The 17,978-nt window shown below is 61.6% G+C and carries 18 protein-coding genes; 12 read left to right on the top strand and 6 right to left on the bottom strand.

Going from position 1 to position 17,978, the window contains the following annotated elements; genetic code table 11:
* Window positions 1-730: glycosyltransferase (locus EN949_RS21415; RefSeq protein WP_164782526.1), on the top strand; the 730-nt coding region annotated here is incomplete at its 5' end.
* 207 nt (window positions 731-937) lie between these two features.
* Window positions 938-2,512: a hypothetical protein gene (locus EN949_RS21410; protein ID WP_127371191.1), complete on the top strand. Its 1,575-nt coding sequence runs from the start codon at window positions 938-940 to the stop codon at window positions 2,510-2,512.
* A gap of 115 nt (window positions 2,513-2,627) precedes the next feature.
* On the opposite strand, the gene EN949_RS21405 is transcribed toward EN949_RS21410, so the two are convergent.
* The 3 genes from EN949_RS21405 to EN949_RS21395 form a co-directional block, all read right to left on the bottom strand.
* Window positions 2,628-2,987: a tRNA-binding protein gene (locus EN949_RS21405; RefSeq protein ID WP_013530010.1), complete on the bottom strand. Its 360-nt coding sequence runs from the start codon at window positions 2,985-2,987 to the stop codon at window positions 2,628-2,630.
* A 27-nt stretch (window positions 2,988-3,014) separates the two neighbouring features.
* Window positions 3,015-3,515, bottom strand: coding sequence for a YbjN domain-containing protein (locus tag EN949_RS21400; protein WP_013530009.1), 501 nt, complete (start codon window positions 3,513-3,515; stop codon window positions 3,015-3,017).
* Between the two features lie 344 nt (window positions 3,516-3,859).
* Entirely contained in the window at window positions 3,860-4,162 is a 303-nt protein-coding gene (locus tag EN949_RS21395; RefSeq protein ID WP_063168840.1) for an accessory factor UbiK family protein, read from the bottom strand.
* Window positions 4,163-4,331: 169 nt separating this feature from the next.
* Between EN949_RS21395 and lgt the strand changes: the two genes are divergently transcribed.
* The 6 genes from lgt (at window position 4,332) to EN949_RS21365 (ending at window position 10,168) form a co-directional block, all read left to right on the top strand.
* Window positions 4,332-5,186: a prolipoprotein diacylglyceryl transferase gene (gene lgt / locus EN949_RS21390; RefSeq protein WP_082827483.1), complete on the top strand. Its 855-nt coding sequence runs from the start codon at window positions 4,332-4,334 to the stop codon at window positions 5,184-5,186.
* Window positions 5,183-6,271: a class I SAM-dependent methyltransferase gene (locus tag EN949_RS21385; protein ID WP_127366099.1), complete on the top strand. Its 1,089-nt coding sequence runs from the start codon at window positions 5,183-5,185 to the stop codon at window positions 6,269-6,271. Before lgt ends, EN949_RS21385 begins: the two co-directional genes overlap by 4 nt.
* 105 nt (window positions 6,272-6,376) lie before the next feature.
* Window positions 6,377-7,171, top strand: a complete 795-nt coding sequence (pgeF, locus tag EN949_RS21380) for a peptidoglycan editing factor PgeF (RefSeq protein ID WP_127366100.1) — start codon at window positions 6,377-6,379, stop codon at window positions 7,169-7,171.
* Complete coding sequence (locus tag EN949_RS21375) at window positions 7,171-8,322, top strand: Xaa-Pro peptidase family protein (RefSeq protein ID WP_127366101.1); 1,152 nt, start codon at window positions 7,171-7,173, stop codon at window positions 8,320-8,322. The genes pgeF and EN949_RS21375 overlap by 1 nt, the downstream gene beginning before the upstream one ends.
* 43 nt (window positions 8,323-8,365) lie before the next feature.
* Complete coding sequence (locus tag EN949_RS21370) at window positions 8,366-8,995, top strand: hypothetical protein (protein ID WP_127371767.1); 630 nt, start codon at window positions 8,366-8,368, stop codon at window positions 8,993-8,995.
* A gap of 237 nt (window positions 8,996-9,232) precedes the next feature.
* Entirely contained in the window at window positions 9,233-10,168 is a 936-nt protein-coding gene (locus EN949_RS21365) for a ribose-phosphate pyrophosphokinase (RefSeq protein WP_013530002.1), read from the top strand.
* Between the two features lie 12 nt (window positions 10,169-10,180).
* On the opposite strand, the gene EN949_RS21360 is transcribed toward EN949_RS21365, so the two are convergent.
* On the bottom strand, window positions 10,181-11,065 hold the full coding sequence (locus EN949_RS21360; RefSeq protein WP_024505630.1) for a helix-turn-helix transcriptional regulator: 885 nt from the start codon (window positions 11,063-11,065) through the stop codon (window positions 10,181-10,183).
* A gap of 150 nt (window positions 11,066-11,215) precedes the next feature.
* On the opposite strand from EN949_RS21360, the gene EN949_RS21355 reads away from it, so the two are divergent.
* A complete protein-coding gene (locus EN949_RS21355; RefSeq protein ID WP_164755435.1) occupies window positions 11,216-12,457 on the top strand; it encodes an MFS transporter in 1,242 nt (413 codons plus the stop codon).
* 68 nt (window positions 12,458-12,525) lie between these two features.
* Here EN949_RS21355 and EN949_RS21350 read toward each other — a convergent pair whose 3' ends face one another.
* Window positions 12,526-13,383, bottom strand: a complete 858-nt coding sequence (locus EN949_RS21350) for an alpha/beta hydrolase (protein WP_024505632.1) — start codon at window positions 13,381-13,383, stop codon at window positions 12,526-12,528.
* A 151-nt stretch (window positions 13,384-13,534) separates the two neighbouring features.
* Here EN949_RS21350 and EN949_RS21345 point away from each other — a divergent pair, with 151 nt between their 5' ends.
* Window positions 13,535-13,963: a MarR family transcriptional regulator gene (locus tag EN949_RS21345; RefSeq protein WP_013529998.1), complete on the top strand. Its 429-nt coding sequence runs from the start codon at window positions 13,535-13,537 to the stop codon at window positions 13,961-13,963.
* A gap of 43 nt (window positions 13,964-14,006) precedes the next feature.
* Here EN949_RS21345 and EN949_RS21340 read toward each other — a convergent pair whose 3' ends face one another.
* Window positions 14,007-16,013 carry an EAL domain-containing protein gene (locus EN949_RS21340; protein ID WP_032808605.1) on the bottom strand — a complete coding sequence of 669 codons (2,007 nt, stop codon included), beginning with the start codon at window positions 16,011-16,013 and terminating at the stop codon, window positions 14,007-14,009.
* 295 nt (window positions 16,014-16,308) lie between these two features.
* On the opposite strand from EN949_RS21340, the gene EN949_RS21335 reads away from it, so the two are divergent.
* Together EN949_RS21335 and EN949_RS21330 are read left to right on the top strand one after the other, a co-directional pair.
* Complete coding sequence (locus EN949_RS21335; RefSeq protein ID WP_013529996.1) at window positions 16,309-17,343, top strand: methyltransferase; 1,035 nt, start codon at window positions 16,309-16,311, stop codon at window positions 17,341-17,343.
* A gap of 249 nt (window positions 17,344-17,592) precedes the next feature.
* Window positions 17,593-17,978, top strand: a 386-nt coding sequence (locus EN949_RS21330) for a 50S ribosomal protein L25/general stress protein Ctc (RefSeq protein WP_127371766.1), incomplete at its 3' end; no start/stop codon positions are given.

The raw sequence follows: 17,978 nt of genomic DNA, 5'->3' as shown, positions 1-17,978 counted from the left end.
ATTCACCACCAGCTATCACACGCGCTTTCCCGAATATCTCAGCGCCCGCCTGCCGGTGCCGGAAAGCTGGGCCTATCGCTGGCTGCGCGATTTCCATAATTCCGGCCAGGGCACGCTGGTCGCCACCCAGTCGCTCGCCGACGACCTTTCCGCGCGCGGCTTCACCAAGCTGCGGCCATGGACGCGCGGCGTCGACACCGACCATTTCCGCCCGGACAGGAAGAAGGACCTCGGCTTCCCCGGCCCGATCTTCCTCTGCGTCGGCCGCGTCGCCATCGAAAAGAACCTGGGTGCTTTCCTCGACCTCGACCTGCCCGGCAGCAAGGTGATCGTCGGCGAAGGCCCCGAGCTTGCCAGGCTGAAGGCGAAATATCCGCAAGCGCATTTCCTCGGCCATCGCCCCAACGACGAACTGGCCGAGATCTATGCGTCGGCCGACGTCTTCGTCTTCCCGAGCCGCACCGACACGTTCGGCAACGTCATCATCGAGGCACTGGCCAGCGGCACGCCGGTTGCCGCCTATCCGGTGACCGGGCCGATCGACATTGTCGGCGATGGTTTTGGCGGCGCGGTCTCCAACGATTTGCGCGAGGCCTCACTCGCCGCGCTCAACGTCGACCGTGCCGAGGCCCGCGAACGCGCCATGCGCTACAGCTGGAAGGCCTGTGCGGAAATGTTCCTCGACACGGTCGAGGAAGCACTGGGCACACCGCGAAAGCTGGCGGCCTGATCGTGCTTTTCGTTGTCCAAGGGCGAAGCTGACACACCGCCACGGATGACAAAGCGCGGCGACGCACAATCAACCGTTAGTCTGCCACGGCACCTTGTTTCAAAGGGATGGTTCGGCGTGACGTATTGTGCGACTTCGGAGCCATGACCAAGTCAGATTGATAATTGTCGGCGACTCAAAATTTACCATTTCTACCTACATTGTGGCATGCTCGAAGCAACAGCCAGCAACAAAATCAACAGTTACACGAGCCATTTCATCAGGCCCGAAGGTATCTTGCTGATAGTTCTGCTGGTGGTGGCTTTCTTGCCCGTACTGCTCGTCGACATACCCGCTATGGCAGACTATCCAAATCATCTCGCAAGAATGTCGATCCTGATGCGCGCCGGTACGCCCGAAGCCCATCCCTATTATGAAGCCGCGTGGGCACCCTACCCTAATCTAGCCATGGATCTCGTCGTCCCGTTCGCTGGGCGCTTGATCGGGATCGAACTGGCATCAAAGCTTTTCTATCTAGTCTCGCAAATGCTGGTCGTCAGCGGGGCAATGGCCGTCGGAGCGGCCGCACAGGGGCGTGTGATCCTCAGCGGCTTCGTCGCTTCGCTCTTCCTCTACGCCATGCCTTTCGCTTTCGGATTCGTGAATTTTGAATTTGGACTGGGGATCGTTCTTTGGTCCATCGCGGTTTGGATTTGGCTTGCGGAAAGACCTTTGCCGCTGCGCCTTGCGATCCACGCCGTCTTCGTCCTGGTTCTGTATATCTCTCACCTATTTGCCCTCGGCCTGTATGGCATTGTGGTGGGGCTGTACGAACTCTCCCGCTGGCCAGACCATATTGAGAATTGGAAACGCACGATCTTGCTGGTTGCCGGAATGGCTGCTCCGGTCATCGCAGTTGGCGCCCTGGCGCTCGCCTACGGCGGCAAAGTGGGTGGCGAAGGAACCGAATGGGCCCTGTCGGCGAAATTGTTGGCGCTGGTTCAAGTCAACGGCTTCAGCAGATACACTTCCTCAGCCGTGACCGTGGTGCTGGTCATTCTCAGTTACCTTGCGGTGAAGCACAGGATGGTGGCGGTCTCTCGCGTCGGCTGCTGGATAGGCTTTGGGCTCTTGTGCCTGTTCATTGTCATGCCGTTTCGCGTTGTGGACACGGCCTTTGTCGACGGGCGCGTCCTTCTGGCGCTTATTCTGATCCTGCCAGCCTTCGTCACGATCAAGCGTCCGCGAGACTCGCGTGGAACACTTCTCGTCGCGCTGGCGTTTGGCGCCGGGCTTGCAAACAGTGGCATCGCGATCTGGGCCCAATTGTCGTGCGGCAGCGAATATCGTGCCCTTATGACCGCGTTCGACGCCATTCCAATGGGTTCGCGAATCCTTACCGGCCAGAATGGCCTTCCAGACGACCCGCCAACGAATCTGCTCCTTTATCCAATGTACAATGCTGCCGCGTTGGCCGTAGTCACACGCAATGCACTGATGCCAACGCTGTTCACCTATCCGGGAAAACAGCCGGTGAGGCCCCGGCCGGAAGTGGCAAACCTGACCGTACCGCAAGGCGGGCCTATCCCGATGTCTGAGCTGGAGGCCTACGCCGCCGGTGCTTTACCACCGGTCGAGGCAGCGTATGCAGCGCATTGGACCCGTGACTTTGACTATCTGCTGGTAATCGCGCCGGAGCGCAGCCCGCCACGACACGGCAACCTTGAATTAATCGCCGAAGGCAAACAGTTCAAATTTTACAGAATAAGGAAATTGGTCGACGCGGACAGGAAAAGCGGATGATGTCCACGCGCGACATTCCTGTCACGACATGGCATGAAATTCATGCTGAAGCATCTGCCGAAAGGATTATCAATTCGTCCCGGTTCGCCTGGGATTATAATCCCCAGTTGAGACCCTAAAACAACCGCCCGCCATCCGGCACCTTACGCTCGATCGCGCCGAGCACCACGGCGCCCTCTTCGTCGGGAAAGCCGAGAGTGAGCACTTCCGACATGAATGGACCGATCTGGCGCGGCGGGAAATTGACCACCGCGAACACCTGCCGGCCGATCAGCGTCTCCGGTGTATAGTATTTGGTGATCTGCGCCGACGATTTCTTGATACCGATGCCGGCGCCGAAATCGATCTTCAGCTTGAACGCGGGCTTGCGCGCCTCGGGAAACGGCTCGGCCTCGACGATCGTGCCGGCGCGGATGTCGACACGATCGAAATCGGCAAAACTGATCTCGGGCTTGCGCTCGGTGTTCGAACTCATCTTGCTCTTGTCTGCCTTAACGGGGACTCAGGCGTTGCCGTAGGTCTCGAACAGCACACCGGCCAGGGCGTCCTTGGCCGAGGTTCCCGACCAGACGACGAACTGGAACGCCTGGAAATAGCATTCGCAGGCTTCCAGCGCCGACGACAGCAACACTTCGACCTGCTGGCTCGACGGCTCGACCCCGCCGGCCAGCAGCAGCGACTGGCGGAACATGATCGCGCCCTCCTGCTCCCAGAGGTCGAAATGGCCAAACAGCATCTGCTCGTTGATCAGCGACAAGAGCCGCATCACTTCCAGCGTGCGGGTCTCCGGCACCTTGATATCGAAGGCGCAGGCCAGGTGCAGCGCCTCGAAATCTTCCATCCACGAAAAGGAGACGTGATAGTCGGTCCAGCTTCCGGCAACCGAGATCGAAATCTCGTCGTCGCCGGCCCGCTCGAAAGACCAGTCGTTGTTGTGGGCCACCTGCTCGATAACATCCACCGGATGGATTTCGCGGGAGAATTCGAGTTCGAGAAGTTCCATGGAATGCTTCCTGTCGTTCTGTACGAGCGCCGCCACACGCTCCGCGGGAGGGCACACACAACGAACAATCTTGTCTAGAACTCGGACGGCCAGGACTTTCCTCGCGCAAAGACGACTTCTCGACGCAAAGACCCCAGACCGGACCCCACCGCCCGGTCGCATGATCCTGCTCCGAATCATGCAACAAATTCAGTCTATTGATCGGGAGTCGCGTGAACAGCCCAATTTTTCGCACTGCGTCATTCGCATGTGGAAAGCCGCTGTCACAAAGATTCATGCAATGCCGTTAAGCGATTCACGGCAAAGCGCTTTTCAGGATCGGGCTATGTGGAAAAGTTTAACGATTATTTTTTTGTGCGCGGCTTGGCGGCCGTCGCTGATGTGGCGTCGCCGGCCAGTTCTGCAAGCTTCGCCTCGAGCGCCTCGATGCGGGCGGCAAGGCGGGTGTTTTCTTCCCGCGCTTTGGCGGCCATCTCGCGCGCGGCTTCGAACTCTTCGCGCTGCACCACGTCCATCGTGTTGAGAATGCGCTCGGCCTGCCCCTTGAAGGCGGTCTCCACCTCACGGCGCACGCCCTGGGCGGCGCCGGCGGCGTCGGTCATCAGCTTGGCGAATTCATCGAGAATGCGGTTCGGTCCGGTCGACATGGCAAATCCTCGCGCTTGCACAAAATTGACGTAGTGGCGCCGCGCGTCGAATGCAAGCTTGTTGCACCTTGCTGCGGCATCAAGTCGAGTGCGCCCACCTTGCCTTGACCCTGCCAAAACCCTGCCGCATGGTCCGCGCCCAAACACGTTCGCAATCGAGAGTTCCCCGTTGAACGAATATTTCCTGCTGCCGCTGGCCTCCCTGCCCTTCCCCAACATCAACCCGATCCTCATCCAGATCGGGCCGCTGGCGGTGCACTGGTATGGCGTCGGCTATATCGTCGGCATCCTGTTCGCCTGGTGGTATGCCAAGCGGCTCGCCGCCAATGCCAGGCTGTGGCCGAACGGCGTCCTGCCGATGAAGCCGGAGGATCTCGACGATTTCATCGTCTGGGCGGCCATCGGCGTCGTGCTCGGAGGCCGCACCGGCTATGTGCTCTTCTATGATCTGGCGCGCTACATCGCGCACCCGCTCGATATCTTCGCCGTGTGGCAGGGCGGCATGTCGTTCCATGGCGGCCTGCTCGGCGTCATCCTCGCCATGACGCTGTTTTCCATCAAGCGCGGCATCCGCACCTGGTCGCTGTTCGATGTCGTGGCGGCCGGCGTGCCGGTCGGCCTTGGCCTGGTGCGCGTCGCCAACTTCATCAATTCCGAACTGTGGGGCCGACCAACCGACGTGCCCTGGGCGTTCGAGTTTCCCAATGGCGGGCCGTTTGCCCGTCATCCGAGCCAGCTTTACGAGGCGCTGCTCGAGGGTGTGGTGCTGTTCCTCGTGCTGCGCATTCTCACCCATTCGCGCCTCAGGCTGAAGACGCCGCGCTTCGTCGGCGGCGCCTTCATCTGCGGCTATGGCCTGTCGCGCATCTTCGTCGAGTTCTTCCGCGAGCCTGACCAGCAGCTCGGCTATCTCCTCGGCACCAACTGGCTGACCATGGGCATGATCCTTTCTACCCCGATGGTGCTGGCCGGCATCTGGGCGATGCTGACCGCCAAGCCGGTGGCACAGCCGCAGCCGGCATGACACGGCTGAAGACCCGCATCGTCGACCTGATCGAGGCCCTTGGGCCGCTTCCCGTCAACGAGTACATGGCGCTGTGCCTGTTCGACCCGGCGGACGGCTACTACACGACGCGCGAGCCCTTTGGTGCGGGCGGCGACTTCATCACCGCGCCGGAGATCAGCCAGATGTTCGGCGAACTGGTCGCCGTGTGGCTTTATCAAGCCTGGCTGGCGGGCGGCCGGCCGCGGTCGGCCACCATCGCCGAGATCGGACCCGGCCGCGGCACGCTGATGAAGGACATGCTGCGCACGCTGTCGCGGCTCGATCCTGACCTGGCCAACGGCGCCACCTTCGCCATGATCGAGACAAGCCCGCGCCTGACCGAGGTGCAAAAAAAGACGCTTGGCGTCACACCCTTCGCGGTTGGCTGGCACGAAACCATCGAGACCTTGCCGCAACAATCGCTGTTCATCGTCGGCAACGAACTGTTCGACGCAGTGCCCATCCGCCAGTTCATCCGCGCCGGCGCCGGCTGGCGCGAGCGCATGGTCGGCCTCGACGAGACCAACGACCTTTGCTTCTTCGCCGGCGCCGGCTCGGTCGACCCGACGCTGCTGCCCGCCGATGCCGCTGACGCGCCGCAAGGCGCGATCGCCGAAGTGGCGCCTGCCCGCACCGCGCTGATGGCAACAATCGCCGAGCGCATATCCAGGCATGGTGGCGCCGGCCTGTTTCTCGACTACGGCCATTTCCAGCCGGGTGTCGGGGACACGCTGCAGGCCTTGCGCAGCCATGATCACGAAGATGTGCTGGCCAATCCCGGTGAGGCCGACCTCACCTCCCACGTCGATTTCGCCGCCCTTGCCGCGATCGCGCGTGCACATGGCCTCGAAGCCCATCTGACGACACAGGGCGACTTCCTGCTCGGCATGGGCATCCTCGAGCGCGCCGGCCGCCTTGGCGCCGATGCCGGCCAGGCGGCGCGCGAAAGGATCGCCGGCGACGTCGAGCGCCTCGCAGGGCCGCAAGCCATGGGCGAGCTGTTCAAGGTGCTTGCGGTGCTGCCTCGCGGCGTGGCGGTTCGGCCCTTTGCCGAGGCGGATTGACTTTTTACCGCCGCCCCTCCCAATCTCCCGTCCGCGCTTTGCAGCCTGTTCTCGACCAAGCACCTTCTTCTTGACGAAACCGCCCACACGGACAACAACGCCCGCATGCTGAATCAGACCAAACCGGATCCCGTTCGGTCGCCGCTGCTGGACGAGGCGCAGGCACAAGGCATCCGCCACGGCTATTTCACCCGCGTCGGCGGTGTTTCCGGCGGCATCTATCAGGGCCTCAACATCGGCACCGGATCGAATGACGACCAGACGCTGGTTGCCGAGAACCGCGCCCGTGTCGCTGCCTGGATGGGCGTGCCGGCAAGCCATCTGTTGACCGCCTGGCAAATCCATTCGCCCGATGTCGTCATCGCCAGGGAGCCCTTTGCCGGCGAGCGCCCCAAGGCGGACGCTATCGTCACCGACCGGCCGGGCATCGCCATCGGCGCCTCGACCGCCGATTGCGGTCCCGTGCTGTTCGCTGATGCGCAGGCGCGCATCATCGGCGCTGCGCATTCCGGCTGGAAAGGCGCGTTCACCGGCGTGCTCGAAAACACCATCCTGGCGATGGAAAGCCTCGGCGCCCGGCGCCAAAACATCGTCGCCGTGCTAGGCCCCTCCATCGGCCCGCGAAACTACGAGGTCGGCCCGGAATTCGTCGCCCGCTTTGTCGAAGCCGACGCCGAAAACATCCTCTATTTCGCTCCGTCCGCCAATGCCGGCCATGCGATGTTCGACCTCAATCGCTACACGGTTGACCGGCTGGCCAAGGCAGGCGTGACGGCTGAGGGCCTAGACCGCTGCACTTACGCCGAGGAAGGCCTGTTCTACTCCTATCGGCGCACCACGCATCGCAAGGAGCCCGATTACGGCCGGCAGGTTTCGGCAATTGTCTTGGAGAGGGAATAATGGCGCTGCATTTTGAACGATCTGAATTTGACGCGCGGCGCGACCGGCTGATCATCGAGATGGCCGAAAAGAAGCTCGACGCCATCCTGCTGTTCGCGCAGGAAAGCATGTATTGGCTGACCGGCTACGACACGTTCGGCTTCTGCTTCTTCCAGTGCCTGGTGGTCAAGGCCGACGGTTCGATGGTGCTTCTGACCCGCTCGGCCGACCTGCGCCAGGCACGTCAGACCTCGATTATCGACAACATCGTCTTGTGGACCGACCGCAACGGCGCCAATCCCGCGGTCGACCTGCGCAATCTGCTCAACGAACTCGACCTGCTCGGCGCCCGCATCGGTGTCGAATATGACACCCACGGCCTGACCGCCTTCAACGGCCGCCGCCTGGACGAGCAGTTGCAGACCTTCGGCCAGATCGCCGATGCGTCCGGCATTGTCGGCCGGCTGCGCCTGTTCAAGAGCCCGGCCGAGATCGCCAAGGCCGAGAAGGCCGCCAATCTCTCCGACGATGCGCTCGACGCGGCAATGCCGCTGATCAAGCAAGGCGGCGACGAAGCTCTGATCCTGGCCGCCATGCAGGGCGCGATCTTCGCCGGCGGCGGCGACTATCCGGCCAACGAGTTCATCATCGGCTCCGGCGTCGATGCGCTGCTGTGCCGCTACAAGGCCGGCCGCCGCAAGCTCACCAAGAACGACCAGCTGACGCTCGAATGGGCCGGCGTCTTCAACCACTACCATGCGCCGATGATGCGCACGGTGCTGACCGGCAAGGTGTCGAAGCGCCATCAGGAACTGTTCGACGCCGCCCGCGCAGCACTCCTGGCTGTCGAGAAGGCGATGATGCCGGGCAACAGCTTCGGCGACGTCTTCGATGCGCATGCCCGCACCATGGAGGCACACGGCCTGACCAAGCACCGGCTGAACGCCTGCGGCTATTCGGTCGGCGCCCGCTTCACCCCGTCCTGGATGGACATGCCGATGTTCTACCAGGGCAATCCCGAACCGATCGCGCCCAACATGACGCTGTTCGCCCATATGATCATCATGGACTCCGACACCGAGACGGCGATGACGCTTGGCCGCACCTACCTGACCACCGAATCCCAGCCCAGGCCGCTGTCCCGCCATGATCTCGACTTGATCGTAAAGTGAATCCACAGTGGGAGGCGTTCTTCGCCAAGGAGTTAGAAGGCAAATGAGACGATCGCATGTGACGACCGTGTCATTGCTTGTGGCATTGGCTCTTGCCGCCTGCACCAACGCAAAGGACGTGCTCGAACCGTCGGCGATCCCCCCGCCGGCGACGTCGACCCAGACGCTGCCCGCAACGTCAGGCAACACGGCGGCGACGGTTCCGGCCGGGCCCGCCACCAGCACGTCTGGCGCTCCCGCAACCGCCGCCGCACCGGTCACATCAGCCCAAAGCGCTGCCATCCTGTCGAAGACCCGCTTGCAGATCGCGCCGATCGTAGGCGCTTCGGTGGAAGCTGCGACACCTCTGACGGCGGAGTTGCAGACCCGTGCCAGGCAGCGCGGCATCACTCTCGCCGGCAGCGCCGACCAGACCGTGACACATGTGCTGAAAGGCTATTTCTCGACGATGTCGGAAGGCGCCGACACCACCGTCATCTATGTCTGGGACGTCTATGACCCCGCTGGCAACCGGCTGCACCGCATCAATGGCCAGCAGAAGGCTCCGTCGGTCAATTCCGGCGGCAGCGCGGGCGGCGACAGCTGGAAGGGGATCTCGCCGGCCACCATGCAGGCGATCGCCGACCAGACCATCGACCAGTTCGCCGCCTGGCTCGGCGGCAAGGCGGGCTAGAGGCATCGGACCCCAAAGTGGAGACGGTTTTGGGAAAATCCGATGCCCAATGAGAAGAAGGACCAGCACAAGTCCCGTGCTCCCTGTTGCAGTCCGGCGATGGCGCGGAGCTTTCTTGAGTTTAGCCGGCGGATTCCCGATCTCGGCGCTTGCAATACCAGCGCGGGCCGCTAAAAGCCCGGTTAAAGGGCGCAAGCGAGTCCGTCAGGCCTCATCATCCTCCACCAGGAACCGTGCATGAAACTCTTCGCGGGCAATTCCAACAGGGTGCTGGCCGAAGCAGTCGCCCGGTACCTCAATGTCCCGCTGGGCAAAGCCACGGTCAGGCGCTTCGCCGACCAGGAAATCTTCGTCGAAATCCAGGAAAACGTGCGCGGCGAAGATGTCTTCATCCTGCAGTCGACCTCGTTTCCGACCAACGATCATTTGATGGAACTGCTCATCATGATCGATGCCTTCATGCGCTCCTCGGCCAAGCGCATCACGGCGGTCATCCCTTATTTCGGCTACGCCAGGCAGGACCGCCGCGCCTCCGGCCGCACGCCGATCTCGGCCAAGCTGGTTGCCAACATGATCACCCGCGCCGGCGTCGACCGCGTTCTGACGCTCGACCTGCATGCCGGCCAGATCCAGGGCTTCTTCGACATCCCGACCGACAATCTGTTTTCCGTGCCGGTCATGGCCCGCGACGTGAAGGCCAAATACAAGCAACTCGGCAACGTCGTGGTGGTTTCGCCCGACATTGGCGGCGTGGTCCGCGCTCGTGCGCTGGCCAAGCGCTTCGATGCGCAACTGGCCATCGTCGACAAGCGCCGCGAACGGCCGGGCGAATCGGAAGTCATGAACATCATCGGCGCGGTCGCCGGCAAGGATTGCCTGCTGATCGACGACATCGTCGATTCCGGCGGCACGCTGTGCAATGCCGCCGATGCACTGCTGGCCAACGGCGCCACCAGCGTCACCGCCTACATCACCCACGGCGTGCTGTCGGGCGGTGCCGTTGCCCGCATCAGCGGCTCGAAGCTGCAGGAACTGGTGATCACCGATTCCATCCAGCCGACCCAGGGCGTGCTCGACGCGCCCAACATCCGCGTCATCTCGATCGCCGACCTGATGGGCGAAGCCATCTCGCGCACGGCGACTGAGGAATCGGTGTCCAGCCTGTTCGACTAAACCCGCCTGCCCTTAAGGCGCGGAGCTTTCCAACCGAACCGGGCCGATCAGGCGACGAGCGACCTCGACGTTCTCGCGTGCGCCGCGCATATAGCCGCGCGGCGAGGTCCCCAGCATGCGCTTGAACATGGTGATGAAGGCCGGCACGCTGTCATAGCCGAGATCAAGCGCCACCCTGGTGATCGGCTCGCCGTCCGCCAGCCTGGGCAGCGCCGCGAACAGGCAGGCCTGCTGGCGCCATGTCGACAGCGGCAGGCCGGTCTGGCGCTGGAAGGCGCGCGTGAAGGAACGGCGGCTCATGCCGGCTGCATCGGCCCACTCGTCGATGGTCGCATGCGGCGACGGTGCTGCGACGAAGCGTCGGCACAGCGCCGACAATCTTGGATCCGACGGAAATGGCAGCCCAAGAGGCCGTTCCGGCAAGGTCGGGATTTCGTGCAGCAGAAGGTTCATGATCAGCCCACCGCGTCCTTCCAGAACGCCGCCTTGCGGGAGCTTCTCCGATTCCACGATCAGGCTGTGCATCAGGTCGGTGACGCCGACGACGCGCAAGCCTTCGGGCAGCCCGGGGATCGCCTGTGGCATGACATAAACCGAACGCATCGAGACGTCGCCCAGCATCTCGACGGAATGCTCGGTGCCGGCTGGAATCCACATCGCGTGGTCGGGCGGCACCATCCAGCGCCCGTAGCGTGTCGTCACCAGCACCACACCGACAAGCGCATGCAAGAGCTGGCTGCGGCTGTGGCGGTGCTGTGGCACGCGGTAGCCGTCAGGATATTCGGTCGGCAATGCCACCGCCGGCCCGGCCACTTGCTCAAGCCACTGCCAGCGGCTCTCGTGCAACTGGCCGAGATTGGCATTGCCAGCGTGAAAGACTTCTTTGCCGTGCGGCATCCGATATGGCCCACTTGCGAAACTATTGGACCAAACCACGAAAGAAGTCGTCTCGCAAGCGGCTTATAAGGCACCGTCCCCAGGGTGGCCGCAAGGAGCGTCCGCCAGTTGCCTGCGGGCGTGCCCGCCAAAAAGACCACGGAGCCTACCTTGACCGATACGACAGCAGCCAGCGTCGCCCCACCGGCGAGCGCCAGTCACGCCTCAGCCCAGGCGACGGCCTTCACCGTCATCCTGGCGGTGAGCTTCTGCCACTGCATCAACGACATCATGCAGTCGCTGCTATCGGCCATTTACCCGCTCCTGAAAGAGAATTATGGCCTCGATTTCTGGCAGATCGGCTTGTTGACCTTCACTTTCCAGGTGACCGCATCCTTGCTGCAGCCGCTGATCGGCATGATCACCGACAAGCGGCCGATGCCCTATTCGCTGCCCTACGGCATGGCGTCGTCGCTGATCGGCCTGATCGTGCTCGCCTATGCCGGGCATTATTCGCTGCTGCTGATCGGTGCCTCGCTGATCGGCATCGGCTCGGCGATCTTCCACCCGGAATCCTCGCGCATCGCCCGCTTCGCTTCCGGCGGCCGCTTCGGGCTGGCGCAGTCGCTGTTCCAGGTGGGCGGCAATTTCGGCCAGTCCATGGGGCCGCTGCTGGCGGCCTTCATCGTCGTGCCGTTCGGCCAGACCAGCATTTCCTGGTTCGCCGTCGGCTCGCTGATCGGCATCATCGTTTTGTGGCAGGTCGGCGGCTGGTACAGCCGGCTGCGTGCCGCGCAGGGCACCCGCAAGGCGGCGAGCTTCGTTTCGCCCTTCCCGCGCCGCAAGGTGATGAATGCATTGATCGTGCTGACACTGCTGGTGCTGAGCAAGAATGCCTACATCGCCAGCCTCGCCAGCTACTACACCTTCTATTCCATGCATAAGTTCGGCGTTTCTGTGCAGATGAGCCAGGTCATGCTGTTCCTGTTTCTCGGTGCCTCGGCGCTGGGCATCCTGCTCGGCGGCCCCTTCGGCGACCGCTATGGGCAAAAGGCGATGATCTGGTTCTCCATCGTCGGCGTGCTGCCCTTCACGCTCGCCCTGCCCTACGCCAATCTGGAATGGACGATGGTGCTGACGGTGCTGATCGGCCTGATCCTCTCCTCGGCGTTCTCCAACATTGTCGTCTTTGCGCAGGAGCTCGTGCCGGGTCGCGTCGGCATGATCGCCGGCATCTTCTTCGGCTTCGCCTTCGGCATGGGCGGCATCGCGGCGGCCGTGCTCGGCGTCCTCGCCGACATGAAGGGCATCGATTTCGTCTTCCAGATCTGCTCCTATTTGCCGTTCCTTGGATTGCTGACCGTGTTCCTGCCCAACATGAAGGAAGCGCGCAAGGCGCAGGCGGCCGCCTAGATCAGGCCTGAAACCCACGCAAGGAAAAGCACCCGCCAGACGGCGGGTGCTTTTTTCGTTCCAACGGCCTATGCTTTGAAGAAGGCCAGCAGGTCGGCGTTGACGATGTCTGCATGGGTCGTGGCCATGCCGTGCGGGAAGCCCTTGTAGACCTTGAGCTCGCCCTTCTTGAGCAGCTTGATCGTCAGCAGCGCCGAGTCCGCGATGGGAACGATCTGGTCGTCGTCGCCGTGCATGACCAGCACAGGCACGTCGATCGCCTTCAGATCCTCGGTGAAGTCGGTTTCCGAAAAGGCCTTGATGCAATCATAATGCGCCTTGGTGCCGCCCATCATGCCCTGGCGCCACCAATTATCGATGACGCCCTGCGATACCTCTGCGCCCGGGCGGTTGAAGCCGTAGAACGGACCTGATGGAACGTCGCGGAAGAACTGGGCGCGATTGGCTGCCTGCGCGGAGCGGAAGCCGTCGAACACTTCGATCGGCAGGCCGCCGGGATTGGCGGCAGTCTTGAGCATGATTGGCGGCACCGCGCCGATCAGCACCGCCTTGGCGACACGGCCGCCGGCGCCATACTTGGCGACATAACGCGCCACTTCGCCGCCGCCGGTCGAATGGCCGACATGGATGGCGTTCTTGAGGTCCAGATGGGCTGCGAGTTCCGCTACGTCGGCGGCATAGGTGTCCATCTCGTTGCCGATATCCGTCTGGGTCGAGCGGCCATGGCCTCGGCGATCATGGGCAATGACACGGTAGCCCTGTGACACGAAGAACAGCATCTGGGCGTCCCAATCGTCGCTGCTCAACGGCCAGCCGTGATGAAAGACGACAGGCTGCCCGGTCCCCCAGTCCTTGTAGTAAATCTGCGTTCCGTCCCTGGTGGTGATCATGCCGCTGCCGGAGCTGGGTTTGGTTTGCGAGGTCATCTCAATCTCCTTCTGGTTATTTTCGCGATAAACAATATCGCGATAACGACATAGCTAACGCGGCCTAAAACCCTTGTCCACACAAATATGTATCGCGATATCATTTTTCGTGGTATCGAAATGATGCCCACATTGGCAAAAGGAATGCGCCGTGCCTCTCCCGTTGGACAATCAGCTCTGTTTCACGCTCTATGCCACCAGCATGGCGATCAACCGCACCTACAAGCCGATGCTGGACGAGATGGGCATCACCTATCCGCAGTACCTGGTGTTGAACGCGCTTGGAGAGGCCGACGGCATGTCGGTCGGCACCATCGCCCATCGGCTCGCTTTGGAATCGAGCACCGTCACGCCGCTGGTGAAGCGAATGGAGCAGGCCGGGCTGGTGACCCGCCAGCGCAGCCAGACCGACGAACGCCAGGTGCAGGTCGATCTGACATCAGCCGGGCGCGCACTGCTTGTCCAATGCAACTGCCTGAACGAAGCCTTGGTCGAACGCTCGGGCATGACGCTGACTGAGCTCGATGCGCTGAACCGGCAGATCCAGGCGTTACGCGCCGCGTTGACCGGCGACCGCTAGCACGGCTTGACGACGGCTAGCCAAACGTCGGAAGAGGCCACCATCATGCGGACTTAAGCACGGCAAATGGCCGTTTGCGCATGGCTCGCTTTGCCTGGAAACTGACGGCGGGAGCGGGACGGCCGACATGGAAGCCCTGGATCTTGTCTATGCCGAATTCGCGCATAAGGGCCATCTGCTCGTCTGTCTCCACCCCTTCGACCAGGATTTTGTGGCCGCGATTTCGAACCAGGGTGATAATGTCCTGCAGCATCGCCTTGCCGCTCGGGGAGCTGCAGTCATGCAGAAACGAGCGATCGATCTTCACCGTATCGAAATCGATCAGGCGAAGCCACGAAAGGCCCGCAAAGCCGGTCCCGAAATCATCAAGCCAGATCTTGATCCCGAGCAGCTTCAGGTCGCTGATGCAGCGCAGGATGTCGGAGTGCATCTCCATCTCCAGCCCTTCGGTGATCTCGAAGGCCAGCCTGCTGCCTGCGACACCCGTCTCGCCCAGAATGGTCGCGACCGACGTCGCGAAGCCCGGTGTCTTGAGCTGGATCGGGGAGACGTTGACACTGACGACACGGACGTGGTCGTCCGCCAGCAGTTCGGCGCACACTGTCCTTATCGCCCAGCGCCCGAGTTCCAGGATCGCACCGGTCCGTTCGGCGACGGGAATGAACAGGCTCGGCGGAACCGATGTGCCGTCGAGCATCTTGAGGCGCATCAGAGCCTCCACCGCTTCAACCCGGTCCGATTTGACATCCTGGATAGGCTGGTAAACGAGTGAAACGAGATTCTGGCCGATCGCGATCTTCAGCAAAGCCGCAATGTTCTCGCTCTCGTCACTGCTTTGCGGGTCGGTTGGATCGAACAGCCGGGCACAATTTCGGCCGCCGGCTTTTGCCAGATAGAGAGCGCGATCGGCCTCGTGAATGATTTTCTCCAGCTTGGCCCCGGTCTGCGTCCGGGTGAATGCGGCGCCAACGCTTACCGTTACGATCGAGACGCCGTCGCGCCGCAGTTCGTGCGTCAGAGCCAGGTTCTCCACCGTGCTGCAAATGGCTTCCGCAATGTCCAGGATCTGCTCCTTTTTCTCCATGCGAGCCAGGACGATGAACTCTTCGCCGCCATAGCGGCCGATGGAGCCATTATACTGTTTGATCATATCGCTAAGGGCATTGGCGACATGGATCAGGCAGCGGTCGCCTTCCTGATGGCCGTAGCAGTCATTGAACTTCTTGAAGAAGTCCACGTCGATGAGGATCGCCCCAAAGCTGGTGCCGACCTTTTGCCAATCGTTCCAGTAGTCTCGCAGCTTCTCGTCGATCGCGCGCCGGTTCTCCAGACCCGTGAGCGGATCGGTCCGCGACAACCTCAGCAGGGCCTTGCCGCGTTCGGTCGCCTCATTGTGTTGGATCTTGGCTTCCAGGGCGTTCAGGAAGACGTTGTAGCGTTCCTCGTTCAGTTTCCAGTTCACATATGAGGTGAACGTGAAACAAGAAACATAGAAAGCCCCAAATACCATTTTGTATATGAGGGTTGATGGAACAAAGTAATTTACGATATAAAGTATACATAAGATTATTGTCGAGGTTACGATAGAAAGCTTGAAATTGAATGTAAAGAAAAGATTGGCGCTCATCATGAATATGGTCCCAAAGACCATATAGTAAGAGACGCTTTCCTTGTCCGCGCCCATAATCGCCGGACACAGCCAACCAACATAGCCAAAGATGATGGCCCCGGCGCAGGTCACGTCGAGCCATTCCGTCCCGACGCCGTGGCGAAGCTGCGCTTCCAGGATCAAAAGCGCGCTCAAGCCGACCGCGAAACGCGCCGTGATCGTATAGGCGGCCACATCCGGGATCAGCAGCAGATCCGTTGCCGAAAACAAGAGATAGATCGCAACTGCGATCCAAAGCCCTGGCCTGGCTTCCCCTCTTCGCGTCGCCCGGGCTTCGGTGCGGTAGAGGGCGCGAAGTTCGTCGGCCCCCAGTTCGTAGCGCGGCTCGTACGGCTCAGCATCAACCGTATCGGCCAATGCGGATGACACGTGTTCGTTCATCACAATCGACCCCTTTTGAAAGGGATTTTGTTTTCCGAACTCATTTCCAGCTTCTGCCCCCACGCGGGCCGGCTCCTTGGGACGCGACGGCGATTGCGAACGCCGGGCAAACAAATGCAATCGCGCAAGACAAGTTTCCGTTAACTCGAACCCGGAATCCGGCTCGGAAGCTGATTAACCAACGAACATGGTTGGCGGGAAATTAATCATAAACCTAAAATGCCGTCGGCCCGACATTGGCAAAGGGAGCATTCTACGCAATAAGTTAACCGACTGTTAACTATGGAGTGATGGCGTGCAGACCGTTCTTGATGGCAAAAGCTTGATTACTGCCGAGATGCTCGCCGGCACGCTGCCTCGGGGAAAGATCGAGCATCATGGCGAAGCGTTCGAAACCGCGCGCGCGGAGCTTGCCCTCATTCTCCACGCGACACAGCAGCAGGTCGAACAGGACAAGAACCCGGCCGAGATCGTCGGCCGCTTGCTGTCCTTCCTCAATGGCCTGCATTCCAAGGTTCATCCCGACGTCTGGCATGCGTTGATACCGGTCGCGCAGAACCATCCGATCCTGAAGTATTTTCTCGAGGATCCACTGACGCACTGGTCCTTCACCAAACCCAGGGGCTATTCCGGCGACGCGCAGTTGCTCGACTACATCTATTGTGATCCGCACGTGGCAGAGAGCGTGGCGAACGCCTCGGAGGTCGGCAAAGCACTCTATAGCCATACCCAGAACGTACCGTCATGCGTCGCGGCCCGGGAACGACGCGACCTCCTGACCCGATATGTCGACGAGATCGCGGCCAAGAACGGACCGGAAACCGAGGTTCTGGCGATCGCGGCCGGCCATTTGCGGGAAGCCAATCGTTCGGTCGCCCTGACGGAGGGCCGTCTCAAGCGCTGGGTTGCGCTCGACCAGGATCCCCAGAGCGTTGGGCTGATCTCGCGCGACTTCCAGGGCACCGCCGTCGAAGCCATCGACGGCTCGGTGCGAACCGTGCTCACGCGGGGCCACAAGCTCGGCAAATTCGACTTCATCTACGCCTCCGGCCTTTACGACTACCTCGCCCACAACGTCGCGGTGAAACTCACGAAGACCTGCCTGCAGATGTTGAAGCCGAACGGAACATTCCTGTTCGCCAACTACGCCGAGGGCACCCCCGACGCGGGGTATCGGGAGACGTTCATGGACTGGGTGTTGCTGCTGCGATCGGAGGTCGATATGTGGAACATCGTCAATGCCAGCGTCGACCGCAACACCGTCGAGGCGCAGGTATTCTTCGGCGAGAACCGCAACGTGCTCTATGCCGTCATCGAAAAGCGCGGATAGCGGCCGTCTGGGCTGCACCAGGCCGGTCGTGCCTTTGGCTTGCACCTCCGGCCGCCTTCCGCTATAGAGCCGCCACCCGCGTAGACACCCTTGGAGGCAACGCGGCGGAAGGCCGCCTTCCCGCATGATCCCGAAAAGTGGATTCCGGTTTTCGGACCAGATCATGCATGGGTATGTCGGCTTTCGACGTTTACGGTCCAGGCACTCTGCCCACCGTGAGCGCTCCAGAACAAACCGAAAGGAAATGCCATGAGCCACGACACTTACGAGCTCAAGGCCGAAGCACGCGAACAGGTCGGTAAGGGGTCCGCCCGTGCAGTTCGCCGCAACGGTAAAGTGCCTGCAGTAATTTATGGTGACAAGCAGCCTCCCCTGGCTATCGCGCTCACCTACAAGGACATCTACTACAAGATCCATGGCGGCGGGTTCCTGACCACGATCGCCACGATCGATGTCGACGGCAAGAAGATCCAGGTCCTGCCGAAGGACTTCCAGCTCGACCCGGTCAAGGATTTCCCTGTCCATGTCGACTTCCTGCGCATCGGCAAGGACACCGAAGTCAATGTCGACGTGCCTGTCCACTTCATCAACGAGGACAAGTCGCCCGGCATCAAGCGCGGCGGCGTGCTCAACAT

Source organism: Mesorhizobium sp. M7A.F.Ca.US.007.01.2.1 (assembly GCF_003998165.1).
Lineage (GTDB): Bacteria > Pseudomonadota > Alphaproteobacteria > Rhizobiales > Rhizobiaceae > Mesorhizobium > Mesorhizobium ciceri.
Note: the sequence above shows the minus strand (reverse complement) of the source record. Positions and strands in the feature narration are given on the sequence as shown.